16 protein-coding genes are annotated in these 24,762 nt (G+C 65.4%); 5 read left to right on the top strand and 11 right to left on the bottom strand.

All coding sequences use genetic code 11. The features are described from left to right. Nucleotides 1-139: 139 nt before the first annotated feature. Nucleotides 140-1,168: a transporter gene (locus PL79_RS30200; protein ID WP_044845996.1), complete on the bottom strand. Its 1,029-nt coding sequence runs from the start codon at nucleotides 1,166-1,168 to the stop codon at nucleotides 140-142. Nucleotides 1,169-1,371: 203 nt separating this feature from the next. Further along, nucleotides 1,372-2,337, bottom strand: a complete 966-nt coding sequence (locus PL79_RS30205) for a hypothetical protein (protein WP_044845914.1) — start codon at nucleotides 2,335-2,337, stop codon at nucleotides 1,372-1,374. 121 nt (nucleotides 2,338-2,458) lie between these two features. Here PL79_RS30205 and PL79_RS30210 point away from each other — a divergent pair, with 121 nt between their 5' ends. The 5 genes from PL79_RS30210 (at nucleotide 2,459) to PL79_RS30230 (ending at nucleotide 10,104) form a co-directional block, all read left to right on the top strand. Next, nucleotides 2,459-3,304 carry a M15 family metallopeptidase gene (locus tag PL79_RS30210; protein ID WP_044845915.1) on the top strand — a complete coding sequence of 282 codons (846 nt, stop codon included), beginning with the start codon at nucleotides 2,459-2,461 and terminating at the stop codon, nucleotides 3,302-3,304. Nucleotides 3,305-3,605: 301 nt separating this feature from the next. Continuing rightward, complete coding sequence (gene tssM, locus PL79_RS30215) at nucleotides 3,606-7,547, top strand: type VI secretion system membrane subunit TssM (protein ID WP_044845916.1); 3,942 nt, start codon at nucleotides 3,606-3,608, stop codon at nucleotides 7,545-7,547. Next, nucleotides 7,544-8,533, top strand: a complete 990-nt coding sequence (gene tagF, locus PL79_RS30220; protein ID WP_044845917.1) for a type VI secretion system-associated protein TagF — start codon at nucleotides 7,544-7,546, stop codon at nucleotides 8,531-8,533. The genes tssM and tagF overlap by 4 nt, the downstream gene beginning before the upstream one ends. 4 nt (nucleotides 8,534-8,537) lie before the next feature. Continuing rightward, entirely contained in the window at nucleotides 8,538-9,488 is a 951-nt protein-coding gene (locus PL79_RS30225) for an OmpA family protein (RefSeq protein WP_044845918.1), read from the top strand. A 40-nt stretch (nucleotides 9,489-9,528) separates the two neighbouring features. Beyond that, on the top strand, nucleotides 9,529-10,104 hold the full coding sequence (locus PL79_RS30230) for a hypothetical protein (protein WP_044845919.1): 576 nt from the start codon (nucleotides 9,529-9,531) through the stop codon (nucleotides 10,102-10,104). Nucleotides 10,105-10,272: 168 nt separating this feature from the next. On the opposite strand, the gene PL79_RS30235 is transcribed toward PL79_RS30230, so the two are convergent. From PL79_RS30235 to tssF, 9 genes are all read right to left on the bottom strand, one after another. Further along, nucleotides 10,273-12,567: a DUF2235 domain-containing protein gene (locus PL79_RS30235; protein WP_044845920.1), complete on the bottom strand. Its 2,295-nt coding sequence runs from the start codon at nucleotides 12,565-12,567 to the stop codon at nucleotides 10,273-10,275. Continuing rightward, nucleotides 12,560-13,339, bottom strand: a complete 780-nt coding sequence (locus tag PL79_RS30240; RefSeq protein WP_082088579.1) for a DUF3304 domain-containing protein — start codon at nucleotides 13,337-13,339, stop codon at nucleotides 12,560-12,562. The genes PL79_RS30235 and PL79_RS30240 overlap by 8 nt, the downstream gene beginning before the upstream one ends. A 143-nt stretch (nucleotides 13,340-13,482) precedes the next feature. After that, nucleotides 13,483-14,307: a DUF3304 domain-containing protein gene (locus PL79_RS30245; RefSeq protein ID WP_052664705.1), complete on the bottom strand. Its 825-nt coding sequence runs from the start codon at nucleotides 14,305-14,307 to the stop codon at nucleotides 13,483-13,485. Between the two features lie 13 nt (nucleotides 14,308-14,320). Next, nucleotides 14,321-15,343, bottom strand: a complete 1,023-nt coding sequence (locus tag PL79_RS30250) for a DUF4123 domain-containing protein (protein WP_044845923.1) — start codon at nucleotides 15,341-15,343, stop codon at nucleotides 14,321-14,323. Further along, entirely contained in the window at nucleotides 15,343-17,904 is a 2,562-nt protein-coding gene (locus PL79_RS30255) for a type VI secretion system Vgr family protein (RefSeq protein ID WP_044845924.1), read from the bottom strand. Before PL79_RS30255 ends, PL79_RS30250 begins: the two co-directional genes overlap by 1 nt. A gap of 67 nt (nucleotides 17,905-17,971) precedes the next feature. Continuing rightward, nucleotides 17,972-19,093 (bottom strand): type VI secretion system protein TssA, encoded by a 1,122-nt coding sequence (gene tssA / locus PL79_RS30260; protein ID WP_044845925.1) that lies wholly within the window; start codon nucleotides 19,091-19,093, stop codon nucleotides 17,972-17,974. Between the two features lie 44 nt (nucleotides 19,094-19,137). Further along, nucleotides 19,138-21,807 (bottom strand): type VI secretion system ATPase TssH, encoded by a 2,670-nt coding sequence (gene tssH, locus PL79_RS30265; protein ID WP_044845926.1) that lies wholly within the window; start codon nucleotides 21,805-21,807, stop codon nucleotides 19,138-19,140. Nucleotides 21,808-21,847: 40 nt separating this feature from the next. Then, on the bottom strand, nucleotides 21,848-22,948 hold the full coding sequence (tssG, locus tag PL79_RS30270; protein ID WP_044845927.1) for a type VI secretion system baseplate subunit TssG: 1,101 nt from the start codon (nucleotides 22,946-22,948) through the stop codon (nucleotides 21,848-21,850). After that, nucleotides 22,912-24,747, bottom strand: a complete 1,836-nt coding sequence (gene tssF / locus PL79_RS30275; RefSeq protein WP_044845928.1) for a type VI secretion system baseplate subunit TssF — start codon at nucleotides 24,745-24,747, stop codon at nucleotides 22,912-22,914. The genes tssG and tssF overlap by 37 nt, the downstream gene beginning before the upstream one ends. Nucleotides 24,748-24,762 lie beyond the last annotated feature (15 nt).

Here is a 24,762-nt window from a genome sequence, read left to right on the forward strand (position 1 = left end):
CGGCGTTCGACGCTTCATGTCCCTTCACGTCCCTTCACCTCCTATCGCAGGCCCCGGATGCGGGGCCTGTTTTTTGTTGCCGCCGCGTGCGGCGCCCCGCCAATGCCGGCCTGGCGCCTGTTCACGCCAATAGCGAGCCCTAGCGATCGTCGCGCCGGCGAAACGCCCACCACGCGGCGAGCGCGGTAAAGCCCGCGACCAGCAGCACCATCAGCCAGAACCCGTGCTTGTTCTCCGAGAACGGCACGCCGCCGACGTTCATCCCGAAGAAGCCCGCGACGATGTTGATCGGCAGCGCGATCACGGTCACGAGCGTCAGCGTGAACAGCGTCCGGTTGTTCTGCTCGTCGAGCCGCGAACCGATCTCTTCCTGCAACAGCTTGATCCGCTCGTTGAGCCCCGACAGATCGGCGAGCACCAGCGAGAACTCTTCGGTCGATTCGCGCAGCTCCTGCACGTCTTCGGCGTGCAGCCACGCGGGCGGTTTCGCGAGCAGCCGGAAAATCGAGCCGGGCTCGGGCGCCAGCATGCGCTGCAGCCGCGTCAGCGTGCGGCGCATCGCGCCGAGCTCGATGCGGTTCGACGTGAGCCGTTGCGACAGGAAGCGATCCTCGATGCGATCGACGTCGATGCTCGTGCGCCGCATGATCTGGATCAGCAGGTCGGCCTGGTCGCGCAGCAGGTGCACGAGCAGTTCGGCCGGCGACCGGAACCGCTCGCCGTCGCGCACGCAGGCGCGCAGCGTATCGACCGAGCGCAGCGGCTTGAGCCGCGCGGTGACCATGATGCGCCGCTCGACGTGGACGAACAGCGTCGCGATTTCCGACGGCGTCAGCTCGAGGTTGAACATCACGTCGTTGACGATCGCGCGCAGCGCGCCGTCCTCCTGCTCGATGCGCGTCGAGCGCGATCCTTCGTGGAGGAATTCGAAGAAGCTGTCGGGCAATCCGAGGTGCGTGCGCATCCAGCGCTCGCTCGCGCCGTGCGCGAGATTGAAGTGCAGCCAGACGAAATCGTCCGATGCGGCCGCATCGCGCTCGCGGCACGCGCGCAGCCATGCGGCGGCCGCATCGGCATCGAGCATCGCGCCCGATCCGCCCGGGACGAAGCGGAATCCGCACACCATGCCGGACGTATCGGCGCCGTAAGTCTGTACGATCAGGTCCATCGTGTCGAAGGTCGTGCGGCGCTCGCCGCGCCGCGCATCGCGCATTGCGGCGCCACGCCGGGAAATGGAAGGAAACGTATGCCCGATGCATGCGGCATTTTCGTGACATTGTCACATCCTGCCGTCCGGCGTAAGACGTCCCAAAAACAACGCGCCGCCCGGTGGGCGGCGCAGGTGCGATGTGCAGGCTGGTGTGATGCCGGTTACTGCCGCGTCTCCGACTGCGCGGCGGTCGGGCAGGCCGGATCCTTGCCCCAGTGGCCGTCGCAGACGCGCCAGCGGCACAGCTGATCCTCGAAAAAGCCGCGCTCCGCGCAATCCTTCACGCGCGATGCGAGCGAACCGCCCGTCGCGGCGGCCGTCTTGGTCGGCACGACCTGCCCCTTCTGCGCGGCGACCTTCTTGTCGGCCGGCTTCGTACGGGCGACGAGCGCGGCGAGCAGGTCCGCATCCGGGTCGTCCTTCCCGGACGCCTTCGCGCTCGTGGAACGGGTCGTCGCTTCGCGACGCTTCTTCGCCTGCGCGAGCTCCGCCTGCTGTTCCTTGTGATGCTTGCGAGCCTCCGCCTTCGCATCGGCCTTCGCATCGGCCTTGCTGCGGGCGGCGACCTTGTCGCTCTTCGCGGCGTCGGCCTTCGCGGATTTCGTCGTCGCCGCTGCTGCGGCAGCCGTCGCGGCGACGGCGCCCGCCGTGGCCGCGCCCGATGCATCGTCGGCACCGTTCGCGAGCGCGCGCGACAAGCGGCTGTTGTCCGCGCCCGACGCGCCCGATGCGGACGCAACGACCTGGGACGCGGCATCGTCGTTGACGATCGTCGCCGTTTGCACGACGGGCGCAGCCGACGCGGCATTCTGCGCGACCTGCACGGCGGCGGCGCTGGCCGGCTCGGCCTTTGCCGGTGCCTGCACGGGCGCGGCGGCCACGACGGCCGCCTCGCCGGATTGCTGCTGCCAGCGCCATGCGCCCCAGCCGCCGACGGCGACCACGAGCGCGACGACGGCCGCGATCGGCCCCTTCAGCGAACGGCGCGGCGGTTCGGCCGGCGGCGTGACACGTCCTTCCAGATTCGCGAGAATGCGCGACTGCTGCGGTTCGCCCCCGCCTGCCGGTTTGGTATCGGATAGCAGGCTGGGCGGGGTTTTCGAATTTGAATTTTCCGGCGCACTCATTCAGCGTCTCATTGAATCCTGGTTTAATTCACCGCGATAATATAGCCCGGCCTCTCAAAGCAGCCTGATTCTAAGAGCAAGCATTGCAAAACACAATCAATTCCAATTTCCGGGGATTTCGTTGATTGCCGTCGCACTCGTCGCCTATTTCGCCCTTGCCGTCGCGGTTGCGGCACTGTTGCTTTTACCGGGTATCCGCGCGACCGTTTTCGAATCCGTCGCCCAGTTTCGCGGCCGCCTGACGCGCCGCGCGAACGATCACGCCGCACGTACGCGAAGTCAAATTGTTAAATCGGCAACCGTTACGCGCGGCGCATTAAGTGACGTGCAAAATTTACTGATCCGGCGGCGCTTGATGATTATGGTATCGGCAGGTATTCTTGCGACGCCGCCATTGGTGGCCATTGCGTTACGCGGTCGGCAATTATTTCAGTACGACGACACGGCGCGCGTGCCTGACGAGAAGATCGCCGCGCTGCTGCAGGGCGAACAGCTCGTGCCGCCGCCGCCGTTGCCGCCGGAAGTCTTTGCCACGAAGGAAGTCGAACAGGTGCGGCCTGCGCTGAGAGATGCAAGCCGCGACTGGAACCTGCTGGATCCCGATTTCCGTACGCGTTTGCTGCTGGTCTACAAGATCATGCACGAACAATATGGTTACGAGATGGCGCTGCTGGAAGGTTACCGGAGTCCGGAACGACAGAACCGGCTCGCGCAGATGGGCACCAACGTGACCAATGCGGCGGCCTTCCAGAGTTATCACCAGTTCGGGCTCGCGGCCGACAACGCGTTTCTGCGCGACGGCAAGCTGGTCATTTCCGAGAAAGATCCCTGGGCGATGCGCGGCTACCAGTTGTACGGACAGGTCGCCGAGCAAGTCGGCCTGACCTGGGGAGGCCGTTGGAAAATGATGGATCTCGGGCACGTGGAATACCATAAACCCGGTTTTAAACTGGGACGCGGCAGCTAGTCAGGGCTGCCGGACAAGAAATAATGAGGGCGGCATGGGGCTTTTTAATCACCCGGCAGGAAACGATTTGGGCGGTGCAAACGATCGGGCATTCCGTTGCGCGATTTTTTCAGGCAGCCGCTTCCGTTTTAATTCTCACAGCGTCCTTTCATTATTGCGCGCGCCTTCTCCGATGCCGCGGGCGCATTGATGCCAGCCCCCTTCATCCCGTTTGACAGCATGGCGACACATCGCGGCGCCACGCTTGCCGCTCGGCGCGCCTGCGTCGCCTCACCGAATCGCACCGGAACCTGAACGTCCTATGCAACGCATCCTCAACGTGCTGACTCATCCGCGTACGCTCTCGATTGTCGGGATCGTCGCGCTAGCGGCGATTCTCTTCATCGCTGCCGACATGCTGCAGCTGCCGCTCCTGTGGGCGGCGGTCGCCTTCGCGGCGATCCTCGTGCTGTGGCTCGGCGTCGCACTGGTGCGCCGCTGGCGCGTGAAGCGCGCGAACCGGCAGCTAGGCCAGGTGCTGGAAGAGCAGGCGGAAACCGGCAAGATCGCCGCGCCGGCCGCGGCCGCGCTCGCACCCGACACGAAAACCGCCGACCTCGACGTGCTGCGCACGCGCCTGTCCGACGCGGTGAAGACGATCAAGACGTCGAAGATCGGCCAGGTGTCGGGCGGCTCCGCGCTGTACGAACTGCCGTGGTACATCGTGATCGGCAACCCGGCCGCCGGCAAGAGCAGCGCCGTGCTGAACTCCGGCCTGCAGTTTCCGTTCGCGGACAAGAACAGCGCGGTGATCCACGGCATCGGCGGCACGCGCAACTGCGACTGGTTCTTCACGACCGAAGGGATCCTGCTCGACACGGCCGGCCGCTACTCGGTGCACGAGGAAGACCGCAGCGAATGGCTCGGCTTTCTCGGCCTGCTGAAGCGCTATCGTCCGAAGGCGCCGATCAACGGCATCATCGTCACCGCGAGCATCGCCGAACTCACCGGCAACCGCCCCGAATTCGCGATCAACCTCGCGAAGAACCTTCGTCAGCGCGTTCAGGAACTGACGGAGAAGCTCGAGGTGTTCGCGCCGGTCTACGTGATGTTCACCAAGGCCGACCTGATCACCGGCTTCACCGAATTCTTCAGCAGCAGCGACAAGCACGAATACGACCGCGTGTGGGGCGCCACCCTGCCCTACGAGCCCGATGACAAGCGCGACGTGGTCGCGCAGTTCGACACGCACTTCGAGGAACTGTACGAAGGGCTGAAGGAAATCAGCGTCGCGCAGCTGTCGCTGTCGCGCGGCAACCAGCTGTCGCCGGGCCAGCTGAGCTTCCCGCTCGAATTCTCGACGATCAAGCCGTCGCTGCGCGCGTTCCTCGCGACGCTGTTCGAGAACAACCCGTTCCAGTACAAGCCTATTTTCCGCGGCTTCTACTTCACCAGCGCGCTGCAGGAAGGCGAAACCAACAGCGCCGCCGCGCAGCGCATCGCGCACCGCTTCGGCCTCGACGCGAGCGCGCTGCCCAAGCCGCACAGCGCGTTCTCGAAGAACGGCTTCTTCCTGCGCGACCTGTTCTCGAAGGTGATCTTCGCGGACCGCCAGACCGTGCGCCAGTTCGCGAGCCCGACCAAGACCCGGCTGCGCTACGCGACCTTCTTCGGCTTCGTCGCGGCGCTCGCACTCGCGCTCGGCGGCTGGACCTGGTCGACGATCGGCAACCAGCAGCTCGTCGCGAACGTGCAGGCCGACCTCGACAACGTCACGCGCCTGCAGCAGGGCCGCAACGACCTGCAGTCGCGCCTGCAGGCGATGGACATCCTGGAAGACCGCATCGAACAGCTCGAACAGTTCCGCCGCGACAAGCCGGTGTCGGTGTCGCTCGGCCTGTACCAGGGCGACCGTCTCGAGCAGCACCTGCTGACCGAGTACTACAACGGCGTGCGCCAGATCCTGCTGGCGCCGGTCTCGCAGAACCTCGCGTCGTTCATGAAGGACGTGAACGCGCATCCCGAACAGCTCGTGCCGATGACGCGCCCGCCGGAATCGGGGGCCGTGCAGGGCGGCGCGATTCCCGTGTCGACGAACCCGCCGGGCGCCACGCCGCTCGCCGGCGCCGCGCAAGGCGCATCCGCGGCGGCGGCCGCCGCGCCGCAACAGCCGGCCGCGCCGCAAGGCGGCCTCTACAGCGACGCGTCGCCGACCAACGTGCAGGACGCGTACAACGCGCTGAAGACCTACCTGATGCTGTCCGACAAGCGTCACGTCGAACAGGCGCACCTGACCGACCAGCTCGCCCGCTTCTGGCGCGGCTGGCTCGAGACGAATCGCGGCAACATGCCGCGCGACGAGATGATCAAGAGCGCCGAGCGCATGATCTCGTTCTATCTCGCCCGCGTGAACGACAACGACTGGCCGATGATCGACGCGAACCTCGCGCTCGTCGACCAGACCCGCGAGAACCTGCGCCGCGTCGTGCGCGGCATGCCGGCCCGCCAGCGCGTCTACGAGGAAATCAAGGCGCGCGCGTCGACCCGCTTCGCGCCGATGACCATCGCGCGCATCGTCGGCGACGGCAACCAGGGGCTGGTCGCCGGCAGCTATGCGATTCCGGGCACGTTCACGCGCGAAGCGTGGTTCGACTACGTGCAGCCGGCGATCCGCGACGCGGCGACCAAGGAACTGCAGGCGAAGGACTGGGTGCTGAACACGTCGACGCAGGACGACCTGACGCTGGAAGGCAGCCCCGAGCAGATCCAGAAGACGCTCGTCGGGATGTACAAGACCGAGTACGCGCAGCACTGGCAGAAGTTCATGCAGGGCATCGCGGTGCAGGGCTTCAGCAGCTTCGGCCAGGCCGTCGACGGGATGAACCGCCTCGGCGACCCGCAGGATTCGCCGATCCGCAAGATCCTCGAGACCGCGTACGACCAGACGTCGTGGGACAACCCGTCGCTGGCGAACGTCGCGATCAAGAAGGCGCAGACCGGCGTCGTGAACTGGGTCAAGCAGCTGTTCACGCGCTCGCAGGCCGGCCAGGTGGCGGCTGCGAACATCGACATCAACGGCAATCCGGCCGAGGTGCCGATGGGTCCGATCGGCCAGGAGTTCATCGGGCTCGCGCGGATCGTCGCGACGCACGACGGCACGTCGATGCTCAAGGGCTATATGGACTCGCTGTCGAAGGTCCGTACGCGCTTCAACGTGATCAAGAACCAGGGCGACCCCGGCCCCGGCGCGCGCCAGCTGATGCAGCAGACGCTCGACGGCAACGGCTCGGAACTCGCCGATTCGCTGAAGTTCGTCGACGAGCAGATGCTGACCGGCCTCACCGATTCGCAACGCAAGTCGCTGCGTCCGCTGCTGGTGCGGCCGCTGATGCAGGCGTTCTCGGTGGTGATCCAGCCGGCCAGCGCGGAAGTCAACAAGGTATGGAACGCGCAGGTCTACCAGCCGTTCCAGAGCTCGCTCGCGACCAAGTACCCGTTCGCGGCGAACGCGAAGGTCGAGGCCGGCGCCGGTGAAATCGCGCAGGTGTTCGGTCCGGACGGTGCGATCGCGAAGTTCGTCGGCACGACGCTGGGCCCGCTCGCGGTGCGCCGCGGCGACACGCTCGCCGCCCGCACGTGGGGCGACATGGGCATCGGCCTCACGCCCGACTTCACGAACGGCTTCGCGCGCTGGGTCGCCCCGCTCGCCGGCGGCGCCGCGGGCGGCGCCGCCGCGGCGGCCGAACCGCAGACCGTGTTCCAGATCCTGCCGCAGCCGAGCACGGGCACGACGGAATACACGATCGCGATCGACGGCCAGCAGCTGCGCTACCGCAACACGCCGCCGCAGTGGACCAACTTCGTGTGGCCGAACCCGCAGGGCTCGCCGGGCGCGACGCTGTCCGCGACGACCTTCGACGGCCGCACGGTGCAGCTCGTCAACGAGCCGGGCCGCTACGGTCTCGAGAAGCTGATCAACTCGGCGCAGCGCAAGCGCCGTCCGGACGGCACCTTCGACCTCACGTGGGTCCAGGGCAGCGTGAACGTGTCGGTGACGATGCGCATCATCAGCACGTCGCAGCCGACCAGCAGCGGCGGCGACCAGCCGCAGCAGCAGAGCCTGCGCGGCCTGCAGCTGCCGTCGTCGGTCGCCGACGCGAGCGCGGGTGCCGCGCAGAACGCGACGCAGGCCGGCTCGGGCGCGCCGGCGGCCGCACCGGCCGTCGCGGCCGCCACCGCAACGAACGCACAGGGGGCGCAATGACGCAAACCGTTCAGGCGCAGATCGCCTACTTCGGCAAGATTCCGTCGCGCGGCGACTTCGTGAAGAGCCCGCACAATCCGCAGTTGCTGCAGACGCTCGATCGCTGGATCGCGCAAGCACTCGAACTGCTCGCGGAAGATCCGCGCTGGAAGATCGTCTACGAGGATGCGAAGCCGATGCATTTCGCGTTCCTCGGCTCGCGCAGCAAGCTCGCCATCGCGGGCCACATGGTCGCGAGCCACGACGTGTCGATGCGCCGTTTCCCGTTCCTCGGCGCGACCGCGCTCGAGGTCGACCGGCCGCTCGCGTTCCTCGCGCGCAGCCCGCTCGCGTTCGCGCGGCTGTGGTCGCGCGTCGCCGCGCAGATGCCGGCGCTGCTCGCGAAGGAGGAGCCGCCCGGCGCGCTGCAGGCGCTCGGCGATACGCAGGTGCCGATCGACGTCGGCGGCCCCGGCACGTCGCATGACGGCACCTTCAACGACTTCATCGAACACCAGTCGCTGTACGGCCTGCAGCAGATGCTGCTCGAAAGCGGCCATCCGGTGCGACTGCGCGGCGCGATGCTCGCGCTCGGTTCGCTGTTGCGGCCCGTGATGCAGAGCGGCTCGTCGCACATCGAGCGCGGCCTCACGCTGCCGCTGCCGGTCGACCCGTTCTATCGCAGCCTCGTCGCCGCGTTCTGGCTCGAACTGATCGCACCGTTCGTCGCGCAGGCCGACTTCGAGCTCGCGATCTTCATCGGCACGATCGCCGAACGCGAACGGCTGATCATCGGCTTCAACGGCGCGTCGTCGAAGACGCTGCTGAGCGTCGTCGATCCGCAGACCTACGCCGCCCACAACATCGACATCGACGATCCCGAGTGGATCGACGCCCATGCGCAAAACGATCACCAGATCAGCAAGCTCGTCAGCTACCTCGACCAACCGCAACTGTCGCTGCGCGTCGCCATCGACGCCTTCCGCGAAGCGTTCATCGGAGGCTGACGGGATGCAACGCACGATTCAGGTCCGGCGCACGCGCTTGTCGCCCTTCGTATCCGCTCTCGCCGCCGCGGGCCTCGTCGCCTGCGGCGCGGCCCATGCGCAGAACACGGGCGGCGCGACCGTCACGCCGGTCGGCAACGGCACGGTCGCGACCGCCGCCCTGCCCGCGAACGCCAACCCCGGTGCCGCGCCGGCCACGGCGTCCGGCACGGTGGTGCGCGGCACGGCCGGCATGATCGCACCGCCGCCCGCGAACGCGTCGCCCGGCCAGGTGGTGGTCGGCGGCAAGGTGCCCGACGAGGCGACCAAGGCCGCCGTGCTGCAGAAGCTGCGCGACACCTACGGCGCGGCGAACGTGGTCGACCAGATCGAGGTCGGCGACGTCGCGACGCCGCCGAACTGGAGCGCGAACGTGCAGAAGCTGCTCGGCGCGCAGTTGAAGCAGATCAGCAAAGGCCAGCTGAAGATCAACGGCACGCAGATCGAGATGAAGGGCGAGGTGCACAACGAGGCGCAGCGCCAGCAGCTCGCGAGCGACATGGCGAATACGCTGAATCCGACTTATACGATCAAGAACGGGCTGCGCGTGTCGGCGTCCGAGCAGGGGCTGCTCGACCAGACGCTCGCGAATCGCACGATCGAGTTCGAAACGGGCAGTGCGACGCTCACGCCGCAAGGCAAGCAGATTCTCGATCAGATGGCGGCCGCGCTCGCGAAGATGCAGAACCGCACGGTCGACATCATCGGGCATACCGACAACTCCGGGAACCGGACGTCGAACATCGCGCTGAGCCAGGCGCGTGCGGATGCGGTGAAGGGGTATCTGATCACGAAGAGCATCCCGCCGCAGCAGATGACGACGACAGGGGTCGGGCCGGATCAGCCTATTGCGCCGAATGATACGGCCGAGGGGCGCGCGAGGAATCGGCGGATCGAGTTCCGGGTGGGGCAGTAAGCGGAGCATTCGGGGGCATGGCGAGAATCCAGCAATTCCGATGAAATTCGCTCTGCGCTGCTTGCGATCGGCCATTCTTCTGGTTTTCGGTGCGGTCTTCGTGCTGGTGGGCGCATCGGGCGTCATCAATTCGGCCATCCTCGTTCGCGCTGGCGCATGGCCTCATGTCCCCGCCTTTGTCGAGCGATGCGAGTTGTCTCTGCGATATGGCAAGTCCGACGTGACATGGGAGGCGCGCGCCGTCTTCCGCTATGGTGCCGGGCAAACGCAGCACTACGACACGACGTGGCAGCCTGCCGGGTCGCCTGTTTATTCGCGTTCGGCCGCGTCGAACATCGGTCGCGAACAGTTCGCCGCGTTCACGAAGACGTATTGCAGCGATGCCGCGAACGATGGTCTGCGCGTTTCGCCGATGTTTCCGGGTATTGCGCGGCGCAACGAAGCAGTTGTGGGCGGGGAATGGGTACGAGAAATCGGGTTGGGCCTGTTCGCCTTGGTCGGCGGGTTGATGCTGTGTGCGGTGAGCATTGCGCTGCTTCCGTGGATCGAGGATCGCAAAAAGCATGCGGTGCGGCGCAAAGCACGGCGCGCGCGGAATCGCGCCAGCGGTGCGTGATGCGGACGTGCAGACAGGTTTCGCGGAGTTGCTTGTAGGCCAGGCGCCATGCTGAATCTGCCGTGAGTCGATGTTCGGCGGTTCAGCATTCGAATATGGCGGTCATCTCTCGGAGCGCTCTTCCCCGACAGACAGCGAGGCAGGCGCTCCGTCATCCAGCAACGCCGCTCAATGAATGGGGGGAGTTGTGCCGCCCTTGTAGCCCCGCGCCCATTCCTGGCTCTGCTTGGCCGCCTGGTCGATACGTGCCGCGGCAAGATCGTCTTTCTTGCGCTGCTTCGCTTCCTTTGCGAGATCGCTCGACCCGAACGTATCCTTGTCGCGAGTGCGGAAGTACAGTGACGGCGCCAGCACGTGGTCTTGCCAGCTCGTCAACAACGTATCGTGGACAAGCATGTCGAACAGCGCCATGACCTCCTGCGGAAGCGGATGCTTGCCTTCGACCCCTTCCTTCCAGGCCGACACCAGCTCCATCTCGGCTTCCGGCAGCATAGCCGCCTCGATCGCGTCCGCGCTCGCCTTGTTATTGGAGTCCCACGAATCCGGCATGTTACGGATACGCTCGGCGGATTGCTTCAGGCCGTCCTGATACGACGCGCGGCGCAGCTTCTTTGCCGCTTCCTTCTCGAGACGCTCCCAGACCGTCGAATAGTCCTTCGGCGCTTCCGCGATCAGCTTCTCATAGCGCTTTTGTGCCGCGTCGCTCGCTGCCTTCATGCCCCGCAGCTTCGCCTGGTCCTCCTGGCTGCGGCTGGCCAGCATGCTCATGTTGATGCCTTGTCGCTGCAGTTCCCAGTCGAGTTGCGACTTCGCCGTCTTGCGCTGCAGGTCAGCGTCGCTCGTGTTGCGTTTCCAGTCGGCAACCGGGTCGGCAATCGTGCGGCGGAAGTCGGGATCCATGTAGCGGGCTGCGATCCAGCGCATGAAGACTTTCGAATGCTCCATGAAGTCGGCGCCGGGCTTGCGGGGGACGAGGGTACGGTAGGCATCGACCAGTTGCTTGATGCGATATTGCTTACCGTCGCAGTTGATGGGTTGGGCGATCGTGAATCTGCCGAACGTATCGTTCTTGTAGAGATAGAGATCCTCCATCGTATCCATCACTGCACCCGCCTTTAGTGCTTCCAACAGCATGTCGCGCAAAGGTACCCGCATCAATTCGGCATTCAGACCAAGCGAACCATTTGGTGCACCACCCACGACATCGCTGCTCGTACCCGGATAGAGAAACTGTTCGCCACGAGTTTTCTCGAGACTGTCGAGACGCTGATAGAAGCGCATCTCATGCGCAGCGGCAAAATGAACGCAGCGCTGCACACTGGCCGGGATGGCGAGAGGACGATCCTTGAAGCTGGTTTTGAGCATACCCAGATAAGGCACCATTCCGATCAACTCGCCGGCCTCCTCCGACATGATGGACGAAACTGCATCGAGCAATCCGACGAACTTGATCTGAATCGGCACGCCTTCAATAGCGAGATCCGTGTCGTCCCTGCGCTTGTATTTCTCCGCCAGATCGTTGATGAACGCACGCGCGAGCACGCACCCTCGATCCGCGCCGAACACCGACACCTCGATCACCCGAACTTTCGGCATCTGCTTCTTGACGACCTCGTACGCAGCCTTGAACTGATCCTTGGCTGCGATCAACCGCGTATCGACACCTGTGCCGAAAGCTTTGGCCATGACGGAATTGTCACGCACGATCGGCACGTTCTCCATCGCTATACCGACAAAAAGGCTGCGCGCGACCGCCCAGCCGGCCTTCATCGGAGCGCCTTTGACGTTGTTCTTGAAGTCGTTCTTCGCGTTGCGCCACAGCAGCGTTCCGGTAGCCTTGGTTCGTTCCCAGTAACGCTCCGGCGATGCATTCAACACGTTCATCACACGCCGCGCCTGATCGGGGATGCGCTCGATATCCTTCCGAAGATTCTGGAATGCTTTGTCGATTGGTCGAAGCGAAAAATCCCCCTCGAGAAACCCATCGACGAGTTGCTTCTTGACGTCGTCGACACGCTTTTTCACGCTCGCTTGTTTGATTGGCGTATTAACGCGCGTGAACGACTTGGCGACCGACTCCGCGCCGCTCAATGCCTTCTTGCCCGCCATCTTGCCGGCGGCTACGCCTGCATTGATCAATTCGTCGGCCTTGGCTGACTCGTTCAGCGGCGTGCCCAACCCCGAATAGTAGAAGCGGTACCAGAACTGATTGACCGGACGACGCGAGTCGTCGTTATCGCGGTGAGCCTCCCATAAGCGGCAGATATTCGAGTATCGGGAACTTGCCTTGTCGTCGAGATCCGCGTTACGACCAAAGGCATCAAAAAAGAACCCCATGCGAATCGTCGCGCCACATGGCATGCAGTCACCCTTCGGATAGAGATTCGCATTCTGGGAAACCAGTTGCGAATTCACCGACATCGGCGTTGCGTCGTCCGGATCAAGCTTGATTTTCTCAACCATGCAGTTTCTCTTCCACGCGCGACTGTGGCAGCAAACCGTCAGCAATCGGCGGCACGGCCACCGACACGAATTTCCCGCTCGCTACCTCGAAGCGCACGTGATTTGGAACCGACAGCGCCCACTTCGCAAATGCACCTGGCTGGCTGGCTGCGGTCTTCAAGATGCGCTGAGCCTCCGGATGCGCATCGAATCGGCTGTTAATGAGCAAACTGAAGTATGTGTACTGCTCCAAATCGTCACGGTCCGTCAGACGATATTTCAACCATGCCGACGCGACGATACGAGCGACACGTCGAAACTGCTGATCTTCGCGCTCATCGTATCGTCTATCGAGTTGCGTCTGGTACTGCTTCATCCACTTCACAACATCGACGATCGGCAGACGTGCATCATCAAGCAACTGACCTGGAAACTGAAATTCGACATGCCGATCCGGGAAGAAATGCACTTCGAGAATCCGGCCCCCCACATCGTCGGGTGTCTGGGACTGCGGCATCGATACCTTCGTCTCACCGTGGAACATCTGCTTGTCGCCCTTATGCCACTGGTCGACATCGTAGTAATTCCACTTGACGACAAATTCCGTGCCCTTGAGCTTGTAGCAACACTTCACGCTGCCGCCGCCGGCTCCCGGCGGGTCGTCGCCGCCGCCACTCGCCGTGTTGCCAAATTCGTCGGTGATCGTGAAACCACTCATGTTGTACGGCAGATAATTCCGGCCTATGACAGAAATCCCGTTGTATGTCGGCTCCGATTTCCCGCACGCCGCCATAGCCGTCACGAGCAGGCACCCCGCCAGGACACGATTCGCCAGCCTCGAAAATCTCGTTGCTCTATTCACTGATATTTTCCTTCCGAATATTGTCCAACATGCGTTGCCGACGTACGGACTGCACCGGTAGCACTTCCACGCCGTCAGACACGTCCGCTTCTTGTCGCTCGAATCGCCCGCATCGCCTCCGGTGTTCGCGGCAGCGGCAACAAGCCGTCCGGAATCATCGGGACGGTCACCGACTCGAATTTGTCGCTCGTCAACTCGGAGAGCACGTTCCTCGGCAGAGATCGCATCGACGCTGCGAACGCACCGGGTCGATTGGCAGCCGCTTTCAGGACTCGCTGAATCTCAGGATGCGCGTCGAACCGGCTATTCACCAGCACGTTGTAGTAAGCGTACTGCTTCAAGTCATCGATCTCAGTCAGCCTGTATTTCAACCACGCTGCAGCAACGACACGTGCGATGCGACGAAACTGCTGGTCATCACGCTCGTCGTATCGTTTGTTCAATTGCTCCTGAAACTGGCTCGTCATCCAGCGCGACACCTCGGTCATCTGAATACGCGATCCATTAATCAGCGCACCTGGGAACTGAAGCTCGACGTGGCGATCCGGATAGAAGTGAACTTCGAGAATTCGATCGCCCACCTTCTCCGGAACATTCGACTGCGACAACGTGGCCTTTGCCTCGGCATGAAGCGTTTCCTCGTTACCTTTGTGCCACTGGTCGACGTCGACATAATTCCATTTGACCGTGAACTCGGTACCCTGGAGCTTGTAACAACAAGCTAACCCGCCCCCACCACCCGGCAAGCTGTTCCCCCCACCCGCCTTGTTTCCGTGGGCATCGGTGATCGTAAATCCGTCCAGGTTGTACGGCAGATAGTTGTGAGCGATGACCGAAACGCCGCTATATGTCGGCTCCGACTTGCCACACGCGCTCAAAGCCGCCGCAACCAGGCACATCGCCGGCACTGACCTACGCCACGCCACGACGCACCTCCATCGATTCCCGCTCGTGCGCATCGCGAATCGCATCCCATGTCGCGTCGTCGATCGTCGCCAGTGCGTCATTGAGCGTCGTCTCTCCATGAGCCACGGCCCCAAGGCACACCCGCACCGCCGGATGCTCGTCGAACCGGGGCGCAACCAGCACGCCCGTCATCACGTAGCACTGCAATTCCGCTTCTTCGGCAATCCCGTGCGCTGCTGCGCGTTCGAGTTGCTCGACAACCTGATCATGGAGTTCCGCATCGGACAGGTGATCGACCACCGCCGCCATCGTCTCGCGAAACTTCAGCACGAGCTTGTCCGGGTACCCAAGCTCGATCAGTTGCGCGTGCTGCCGCTCGCTGAGGTCCGGTGCGTCGCTTGCCGACATCACACCTTCAACCGCCGGCGTGTCGTTGCGCCACACGACTTCGTCGAGCCGACGATCGCGATATCGGATCTCGCTAAACGGCGCGACGAACCGCCGCGCCTGCGTGTCGCTCCACACCTGTCGGAGCCGCCCGAATACATGATTGTCGAAGAAGAACAGGTAGTACGCGCGACCGTTCGGCAGCGCGTACTTCACGTACTGGCGCAGATGCGCATCCAGCGCGTCGAACGACCACGCCGAGCACAACCACGTCACCGCATGCAGATCGACGGCGTCCAGCCATAGTTGACGCAGCACGCGATGCTGCTCCGCATCCCCGCCGTCGAGTGCGCGACTGTCGAACGCAATCAGGTACGGTGCGATATCCGTATAGGCATCCAGCCCGGTATCGGTCCAAAGGGACGCGTAACGCAGGCCGCGCACGGCTGCCAGCTGCGTGTCCAGGTCCTGATAACCGCGCGTGTCGACGAGCACGTAAAGACGCAACGGTCTGCCGTCGCCGGCCTCGTGCTCCAGCGATGCCTTCAGCGTCTCCACGAATGCCGGCCATTCCCGCTCGCGCGGACTGGGCCCATCCGCCGCCATCTCGATGGTGTCCCCCGTATCGTTGACTTCGTCCATCAATCCGCCTCGACCATCGACTCGCGCCCGCTATGCGCATTCAGCACGCATTGCTTGCACGTGCCGCCCGGCATCGCGGGCAGCGGATACTGCATGCTCGTCGGTCCGCTGAACTGGTGTTGAGCGCCCTTGAAATCGACCTTCCCCGGCGCGTGAATCTCGATGTTGCCGCCCTTGATCCGGATATAGGCGCCACCCGACGTGAGCAGGATCTCCTGCTTCGCGGCCACGTCGACGGCCTCGGTCGCCGCCATCATCTTCACGGTCTTCTGCGCTGTGAGTTCGATGCTGTCCGCGTGCGCCTGAACCTCGACCTTGCCCTTCGCGGCGAACAGCTTCATCCCGGCGTTCTGCGCGAACAGGCTGATGCGATCCCGGATGCCGGCGATCAGCGACTTCCCGCTGGTAATGAACGTACTTTGACCACTGACGATATTGGTCTGCCGGTCGCTCGCCAGATGCACCGACTGCTGCGACGCCACCCCGATCCCCGCCGGGCTCGCGAACAACATCACCGGCTCCTTGAACGCATTCGCATTCCCCGTCCCGCCGCCTGCAGTCCTGCCGCCGCCCGAAGCCGCCCTCGCCACGCTGCTCTGCGTCGCCTCGACGAATTGCTTGAGCGCATCGCGACCGGTGCCGAGACTCTCCGCCTGATGCATCTCGCTGACCTGCGACATCGATTCGATCAGCCCCTCACCATTGCCAAGCTGCTGCTTCGCCTCACTCACGTCGAGCGGCTGGCTGTTCGCCTGCTTCGGATGCGTCGTCACGTACAGACCCTGCCCGGCCCGCATCGCGCCGTACGCATCCGTGCGCAGGTCGAAGCCTGAGCCGAGATACGCACCGCGCGTGTTCCCGTTCTGCTCGATCAGATAGCCGAGATGAAGCAACGAATTCGCACTGCTGCTGAACAGGCGCGCGCGGTTCTGCCCGGTCGCGTCGTCGAGCACCATCTCGTTGTGCCCCGATCCCGCATACTCCTTCGACCGGAAGCCCGACAGGATCCCGTTGCTATGCCACTGCGGCCTGGTCGCACCGTTGTACACGCGATGCATGACGATCGGCCGGTCGCAGTCGCCGCCGATGTAGCCGATCAGCACTTCCTCGCCGACCCGCGGAATATGCACGCCGCCGTACCCGCCGCCGGTATCGGACTGCACGACACGCATCCAGCACGACGCGTTCTCGCGGCCTTCGCTCTGGCGGTCCCAGACGAACATGACCTTGATCCGGTTCAGCTCGTCCGTATAAACCTCTTCGCCCTTCGGCCCGACGACGATCGCCGTCTCGAGCTGCATCGCGGGCTTGCGATGCTCGAACGGGCTGCGGTACGGCACGCTCGCGCGCTGCGCTTCGACCTCGACGAGATAGAACCCGGCGGAGCCGTCGTCATGCGCGACCTGGAACGCAGCCGCTTCCCCGTGACCGGCCTTCACCTGCGCCAGCTGGTCCTGCAGGCTATGCGGAAAACTCGCTTCGTGGTCCGAAACCGGCAGATTGTTCTCGATGTACCGCGTGACGCCGATGGCCGCGAACTCGCGCTCGCTCGCCGAATCGCGGTCGTGCTCGGGATGACCGCTCAGCGTGAAGCGCCGGCCGGCATCGATCGCGCGCACGCCGCCCACGCCGAAGAAGCGCTTCGCGCGCGACTCCCATTCCTCGAGACGAATCTTCGACAGGTGTTCGCCGCGGTCCTGGCCCGGATACGTGTACGCGCCGGTGTATTCATAGATTTCCGCCTGGCCCGGCAGGTCCCCCTGGCCGGCCTTGGTCGGCAGCGACGTGCCGTTCGGATTGCCCGCCGACGACGGCGCTTTGTAGTCGAACGTGCGGGTCGTGTGCAGCGTGCTTTGCAACGTCCGCGATGCAGTCCATTGCGTAAACCCGGCGGTTTCGGTGCCGCTGCCGGAACGATCGAACGTAACGACATTCGGCGACAGCGCATCGACCGCATGCACGTCGTCGGTGATGACGAGCGTATGCGCGTTCCCGTCTTCGCTGTGCCGCCAGAACCCGAACAGCCCTTCGTCCTCCATCAGCCGGTGCACGAAGTTCCAGTCGGTTTCGCTCTGGCGACAGTACGACCGGGACGGCAACGGTTTCGACAACGCGAACTGGTATTGGCCCCTGGCCTGCGGATGCGTATCGAACACGTCGGAGAGAATCGCGTCGACCGGCTGGTCCTGCCAGTACCGCATGTCGCTGCGGAACTTGAGGAAATGCATCCACGACGCGAAGCGCAGCTGGTAACTCGACAGGCTGCCGTCGGCGCCGAGCCGTCGCGCCGTGTGGACATAGCCGTTGATCGGCAGATACGACTTGTCCGGCTGCTGGATCCACAGCGTGATCGGCTGCGCGATCAGCGTCTTGAGCTCGACGTCGCTCGCGGTGGACACCAGATCGAGCGCCACGCTGAAATCGCGGCCGAGCGCCGAACGGGTCACGGCGCGGCGCGGCACGAGCGCATTGTTCGGCAGCGACGGGATGTCCGTCTTCAGCAGCCGATCCTGCTGGATCAGGCCACCACGAATCGCCTGTGCCAGTTCGGTCACGTTCATGCGTCACCCTTCTTCTCGTTCATCGCGAGCCCGCCGGGCCCGCGCTCTCAGGTCAACAAGCGGCGGCTCACGACTGCTCGTCGGGCCTCACCCCCAGCAGCTCGCGGATGTGCGACAGCGACCCGTCGTCCTTCACGACGCTCTCGAGCCACTTGTGCAGCGGCATGTCGGCCCATTCGGCGGCCTTGTCCGCGAGATACGCGACCGGGCTGTGCGGCTCGGTCTGGCGGAAGTAGCGCGCGACCGCACGCAGCTGGTCGACGGCCTGCGCACGGTTCTGGATGCCGGCGATCATTGGCGTCACCGGCGGACGCGGAGCGGTCTGCGACTGCACATGGGTCTCCTCGGTGTGGAACGCGTCGCCGAAGCTCGGCTCGATGCGCTCGGGCTGCGCCTGCGGCGCCGACGGCGCATGCGGCGCGCTGCCCGTATAGCCCTGCTCGCGCGCGAAGCGCTCGACGAGCCGGTACACGGTCTCGAACGCGTCGCGCGTCTGCCGGAAGCTCGGCGCCGAATCGCCGGCGCGTTCGACGAGCCGCTCCTCGAACGCGTCGAGCGAGATTTCGAACGCCTTCAGGTTCGCGAGCAGCGTCGTGTAGAACGCGATCGACGTCACGCGCCGCGACGCATCGACCTGCTCGACCGACGGCTTGCCGCGCGCGATGTCGTCCGCGTGTTCCGGATCGCGCTTCACGGCCTGCGCCACATGCTGCGCGACTTCCCAGTCGAGCGTGGTGAACGCGTTCGATGCGCCGTCGGTCACCGGAATGCCGCGCAGCAGCTCGGCCGTACGGCCGGACAGCCACGCGACGTTGCCGAGCCGGTATTCGACGTCGTCGCCTTCCGGCAGCGGATGCACGCTATCCCAGTAGTCGCGGCACAGGCCTTCCAGCAGCGCATAGCCTTCGGTGAGGCCGGTGATGCCGTCCTCCAGCGCGAGCGCCTCGGTCAGCCATACGGCGAGCCGCAGGTCCTTGGTGCGCGTGCGCAGCAGCGCGCCCGCGTGATCGACGACGAAGCCCCAGTCGGCCTCCTTGATCTCGGTCACCCACTCGCCCTGGTCGAGCGTCGGATCGTCGTAGCGCCGCGCGTCCTGGATCGCGTCGAATTCGTTCGAGAACAGCAGGTCGTCGCCGCTGGGCGACGCATCGCTGATCGGCGTCAGCAGCTCGGGGAGATTGATCGGCATGGTTCAGTGAATCCGTTGATGCATGAGATGTCGCGTGCGGAGGCTCATTCGACCGTATAGGCGAATTCGCCGGCCTCGTCCGCGCGCACCGCGATGCGCGCGATGGCCGCGCCGTCGGCGATCCGGCCGAGCACGTGGCCCGCGATCTCCGGCAGCAGCGTGCCGTTCAAAATGTGGTCGACGTTGCGGGCACCCGAATCGACCTCGGTGCAGCGCGCGAGCACCGCGTCGACGAGCGATTCGTCCCACTCGAACGCGGCCTTGTGGTTCGCTTCGATGCGGCGGCGGATCCGTTCGAGCTTCAGCTCGATGATCTCGGCCAGCACGTCGTCGGAAATCGGGTAGTACGGCACGACCTTCATCCGGCCGAGGAACGCGGGCTTGAACGTCTTGTACAGCTGCGGGCGCAGCGCCTCGGCGAGTGCGTCCGGATCGGGCAGTTCCTCGGCCGGCTTGTTCAGGCACGCCTGCATCACCGCGGCCGATCCGACGTTCGACGTCAGGATGATCAGCGTATTGCGGAAGTCGATCTCGCGCCCTTCGGCGTCGTCCATCGTGCCCTTGTCGAACACCTGGAAGAACATCTCGAGCACGTCCGGATGCGCCTTCTCGACCTCGTCGAGCAGCACGACGGAATACGGGTTGCGGCGCACGGCCTCGGTCAGCACGCCGCCCTCGCCGTAGCCGACGTAGCCCGGCGGCGAGCCCTTCAGGCCCGACACGCTGTGCGCTTCCTGGTACTCACTCATGTTGATCGTGACCATCTTGCGCTCGCCGCCGTACAGGATGTCGGCCAGCGCGAGCGCTGTCTCGGTCTTGCCGACGCCCGACGGCCCGACGAACATGAACACGCCGCGCGGCTTGTTCGGATCCTCGAGGTTCGCGGTCGCCGTGCGCACGCGCTGCGCGATCGCGTCGAGCGCATGGTCCTGGCCGATCACGCGCGCGGTCAGCAGCGGCTGCAGGTTCAGCACGGTGTCGATCTCGTCTTTCACCATCCGGCCGAGCGGAATACCGGTCCACGCGGCGACGATCTCGGCGACGACGTGACCGTCGACCTGCAGCGGCACCATCGGCTCGCCGCCCTGCAGCGCGTGCAGCGCCGCGACGCGTTCGGCCAGCTTCTCGCGCATGGCCGGCACGTCGACCGGCTCGCCGTCTTCCGACGGACCGCGCGCCCGGTCGAGCGTGTCGCGCAGTTCGGTGATCTCGACGACGATCGCGCGCTCGGCTTCATAGCGCGCCTCGCCCTCGGTCAATTGTGCGAGCGCCGTGTCGCGCGCGCCGCGCAGCTCGCCCAGGCGCTCGTCGTGCGCGGCGCCGCCCGCCGCTTCGCGCTCCAGCGACGCGATTTCCGCATCGATGCGCTCGATGCGCTTCTTCGTATCGTCGATCGCCGCGGGCGTCGCGCTGTGCGCGAGCGCGACCTTCGCGCACGCGGTGTCGAGCACGCTGATCGCCTTGTCCGGCAGCTGGCGGCCACTGATGTAGCGATGCGACAGGCGTACGGCCTCGGTGATCGCGTCGTCGAGGATCCGCACGTTGAAGTGCTTCTCCATCAACCCGGACATCCCGCGCAGCATCGCGGCCGCGAGCGGCTCGCTCGGCTCCTCGACCTTCACGACCTGGAAGCGCCGCGCGAGCGCCGCATCCTTCTCGAAGTACTTCTTGTATTCGCTCCAGGTCGTCGCGGCGATCGTGCGCAGCTCGCCGCGCGCGAGCGCCGGTTTCAGCAGGTTCGCCGCGTCGTTCTGGCCGGCCTGGCCGCCCGCGCCGATGATCGTGTGCGCCTCGTCGATGAACAGGATGATCGGGTGCGCGCTCTTCTTCACCTCGTCGATCACGCTCTTCAGGCGGTTCTCGAACTCGCCCTTCACGCTCGCGCCGGCCTGCAGCAGACCCATGTCCAGCACGTGCAGCGCGACGCCGCGCAGCGGCGGCGGCACGTCGTCGGCCGCGATCCGCAGCGCGAGACCCTCGACGACCGCCGTTTTGCCGACTCCGGCCTCGCCGGTCATGATCGGGTTGTTCTGGCGACGACGCATCAGGATGTCGATCGCCTGGCGAATCTCGGCTTCGCGGCCGATCACCGGGTCGATCTTGCCGTCACGCGCGCGCTGCGTGAGGTTGGTCGTGTACGTGTCGAGCGCGGGCGTCTTCGACGGGCCGGCCGCGGGCGCGGCGCCGTCGGCGGCCGGCGCGACGTCGCTGCCTTCCGCATCCGCCTGGCGCGGCTCGGCTTCGCTCGAACCGGCCATGATCTCGTCGAACTTGTGCTTCAGGTCCGTCACGTTCATTTCCGCGAACTGCGACGACATGCGCTGCGCGAACTGCGCGAGATCGGGCGCGGTCAGCAGCGCGAGCAGCAGGTGCCCCGAACGGATGCGGCCGAGCTGCGAATCGAGCGACGCGATCAACCAGGCCTGTTCGAACAGCGCGATCAGGTGCACGGAAAACACCGGCGTGCGCGTGTTGCCCGTCTTCAGGCGCGTGAGTTCGCGCTCGAGATCGGCGCGCAGCGCATGCGGATCGACGCGGCTCGCACGCAACGCGAGCGGCAGGTCGCCCGTCGCCTGGTCGAGCAGCGCGAGAAACAGATGCTCCAGATCGACCTCGTAATGGCCGCGCGCCAGGCACGCGCTCGCCGCGCGCTCGGTCGCATGCCGGCACAGCGGGTTCAGTTTCGTGATCAGGGTCTTCAGGGGCGTGCTCATGGCGTCGATCTCAGGTTCGATTGTTTGTTGTCGTTCGGAATCAGTGAATCACGTGCAGTTCGTAGCGGGCGTCCCAGCGGTCTTCGGCCGCGTCGCGCGTGCAGAGGAACGCGTCCCAGCCGAGCCGCGAGCCCGCGCCGAGCACACTTGCACCGACCTCGGTGCGTTTCAGCACGAGCTTCACCTCGTATTCGAGCGTGACGCCGGCGAGCAGCGTCAGCATGCGTTCGAGCGCAACGGCCTGCGCGCCGCCGGGCAGGAATGCCTCGTAGTCGCGCTTGGACAGCGGGCCGACGACGATCCGCGCGCGCATGTCGCGCTGCCATACGCGTTCGCCGACGAGCGCCGTCGCGCCGAGCACCGCGTTGACCTCGCCGAGCACGCTCAGCTGGTCGGGCGGCACGTCGTACCACTTGCCGACGAACTGGTCGATCTTCACCGGCACGCGGAAGTAATCGGACAGCGTGCGCTGCAGGTAGGCGGCCGACATCGGCCGGTGCCGCGCGGCGAGCGCGTAGCCGGCGACGGCCTCGTCGAGCACGCCGCCCGCGCCGGCCGCGAGGCTGTCGCGCACCTCGTCGCTCGGCACGCCGGCGATCGCGAGCAGGAGCGGCAGGTAGCGCTCGTCGCGGTCGAGTTCGTAATGGAACGGCAGCCGGTATTTCTTCCACGCCGCGTAGAACAGCGCGGTCGCGCGGTTCGAGAACACGTCGAAGAAGGCGCGCGCCGCGTGGTCGCGCTTCAGGTGCTCGCGCGCGACGATCTGCTCGGTGTAGTGCAGCGGCAGCGCGCCCTGCCCGCCGAGCAGCCCGAAGAATGCGGGTGTCAGTTCGACGTGACCGAGCTCGCCGGCCGCGAGCGCGGCGCCGCGATCCTCGCCCGAGTCGAGCAGCGTGCCGTCGTCGTCGAACGAGCGGGCGCCTTCGATCTCGCTCGGCGGAAAGCCGAGCGACAGCGTGTTGCGGAATTCGATGCGCTGCGCGACGACGTCGCCCTGCCGCCACGCGCCGGGGGCATCGGACGCCTGCCGCGCGAACAGCCCTTCGAGCACGCGCACCGCCTGGAAGAACTCGAAGCGGTGCGGCTCGTCGAGCAGCGCGTCGACTACGCCAGGATCGATTCGCCGGTGCGGGGCTTGCATCGAATGATCTCCTCGCCGGTGCGCTTCGACACCACGACTAGTTGAACGAAACTGTTGAGATGGACGTACAGCCCGAAGAAGCTGTCGAGCACGCGTACGAACGACGCGAGGCTCGCGCCGACGAAGTGCTCCTCGTCGATCGTCAGGCGGATCTCGATGCCGCGCACGAAGGTCGCGAACGGCTTGCCGGGCAGCCACTGCACGGCGCCGCGCTGCTCGACGCCGGCGAGGCCGTCGATCTGGCGCATCGACACGGCGGTGCGCCGCAGGTCGTAAAGCGTCAGCATTTCCTTGAGCGGTGCGAGCCCGTGCGCGACCAGCGACACGTGGTTCAGCGCGAGATGCGACACGAGCCGCCAGTGCGCGGCGCGGCCGCGCTCGAAGCGCACGCTCTGCGTCGGGCGCCGCAGCATCGAGATGCCGCTCGTCTGCGCGCCGCCTTCCTGGAACAGGTCGCCGCCTTCGAGGCCGAAGGCGAGCGTCGCCGGCAGGTCGCGGTTCGTGCAGGTGAGATCGAGGCTCAGCGTGTCGGTCTGCGGCGAGGTCGGCTCGAAGTCGATGTCGACGATCGAGATCTCGGTTTCGTAGCCGGGGCTTTTCTGCGCGACCCAGTCGTTGCGGCGCGCGAACCAGTAGTGACCGATCCGTGCCGATTCGCCGTGATGCAGCGAATAGAACGGCCGGAACTCGATCACCGATTCTTCATGCGCCTGCTGCCGGACGAGCTTCACCGAATCGATCGAGTACACCTCGTACGCGAACGCGCGGCGCGCTTCGGCGATCACCGGGTACGACACCGCGCGGTGCGTGATGCGGATCGGCTCGCCATGCTGGCGGAACAGGTTGACGATCGGCGTGCAGAACAGCCGGAAATGGCTGGCCGTCAGCAGCTCGAGCAGCCGCGCGACGTGCGAATCGCTGCGCACGTCCTGCAGCACCAGATGCAGCGTCGCGCGCTGGCAGCGGCCCGACGCGCGCGCGATCGCCGCAAGATCGAAATCGACGAAATCGAACTTGTCGGGGAACGCGAAGTATTCGGTGAGCAGGCGATACGCAGGGTGCGACTTCGCCGGGTAGTCGATCAGCGCGTCGTCCTCGTCGAAGCCGGCGTGCGCGATCGGCAGCTTGCGCAGCGCGGTCCAGCGGCCGTTGCGCTCGGGCTCGACGTACGCGCCGAGCACGTTGACGAACAGGCAGTCGGTCAGCGCGGCGACGAACGACTGCTCGCCGTGCAGGTGCGCGCGCAGCGTCGGCAGCTTCAGCGCGCCGAGATCGAGCTGCGCGGCGAGCGATTCGAACGTGATCGAGATCACGCCCGTCGCGTTGGACGGCAGCACCGTCGCGCTCGGTGCGAGCGCGACCGGCGTGTAGCGCGCCTCCGAGATGCGGATCGGCGCGAGCGTCACGTCGTACGCGGTGCGGAACCGGCACTGCACGCCGCGGATCGGGCGGCTCTTCAGCTCGGTGCCGCGGTCGATCACGACCGGTTCGGTCTGCTGGCCGGGCGACGCCGGCGTGAACTGCGCGATCGAGCACGACGGGAACGGCCGCAGGTAGTGCGGATACAGCACTTCCAGCAGCGCTTCGGTGAATTCCGGGTAGTCGTCGTCGAGCTTCTTGTTGATGCGCGCGCCGAGCAGCGCGAACGACTCGATCATCCGCTCGACGTGCGGATCCTCGCAGTGCTCGCCCGACAACGCGAGCCGCGCGGCGATCTTCGGATAGCGCTCGGCGAAATCTCGCGAATAGCGCCGCAAAAACGATAATTCGCGCTCGTAATACGGCAGCAATTCTTCCATCGACGACCCCGAACC

Origin of the sequence: Burkholderia sp. USMB20 (assembly GCF_000949135.2) — a bacterium.
Lineage (GTDB): Bacteria > Pseudomonadota > Gammaproteobacteria > Burkholderiales > Burkholderiaceae > Burkholderia.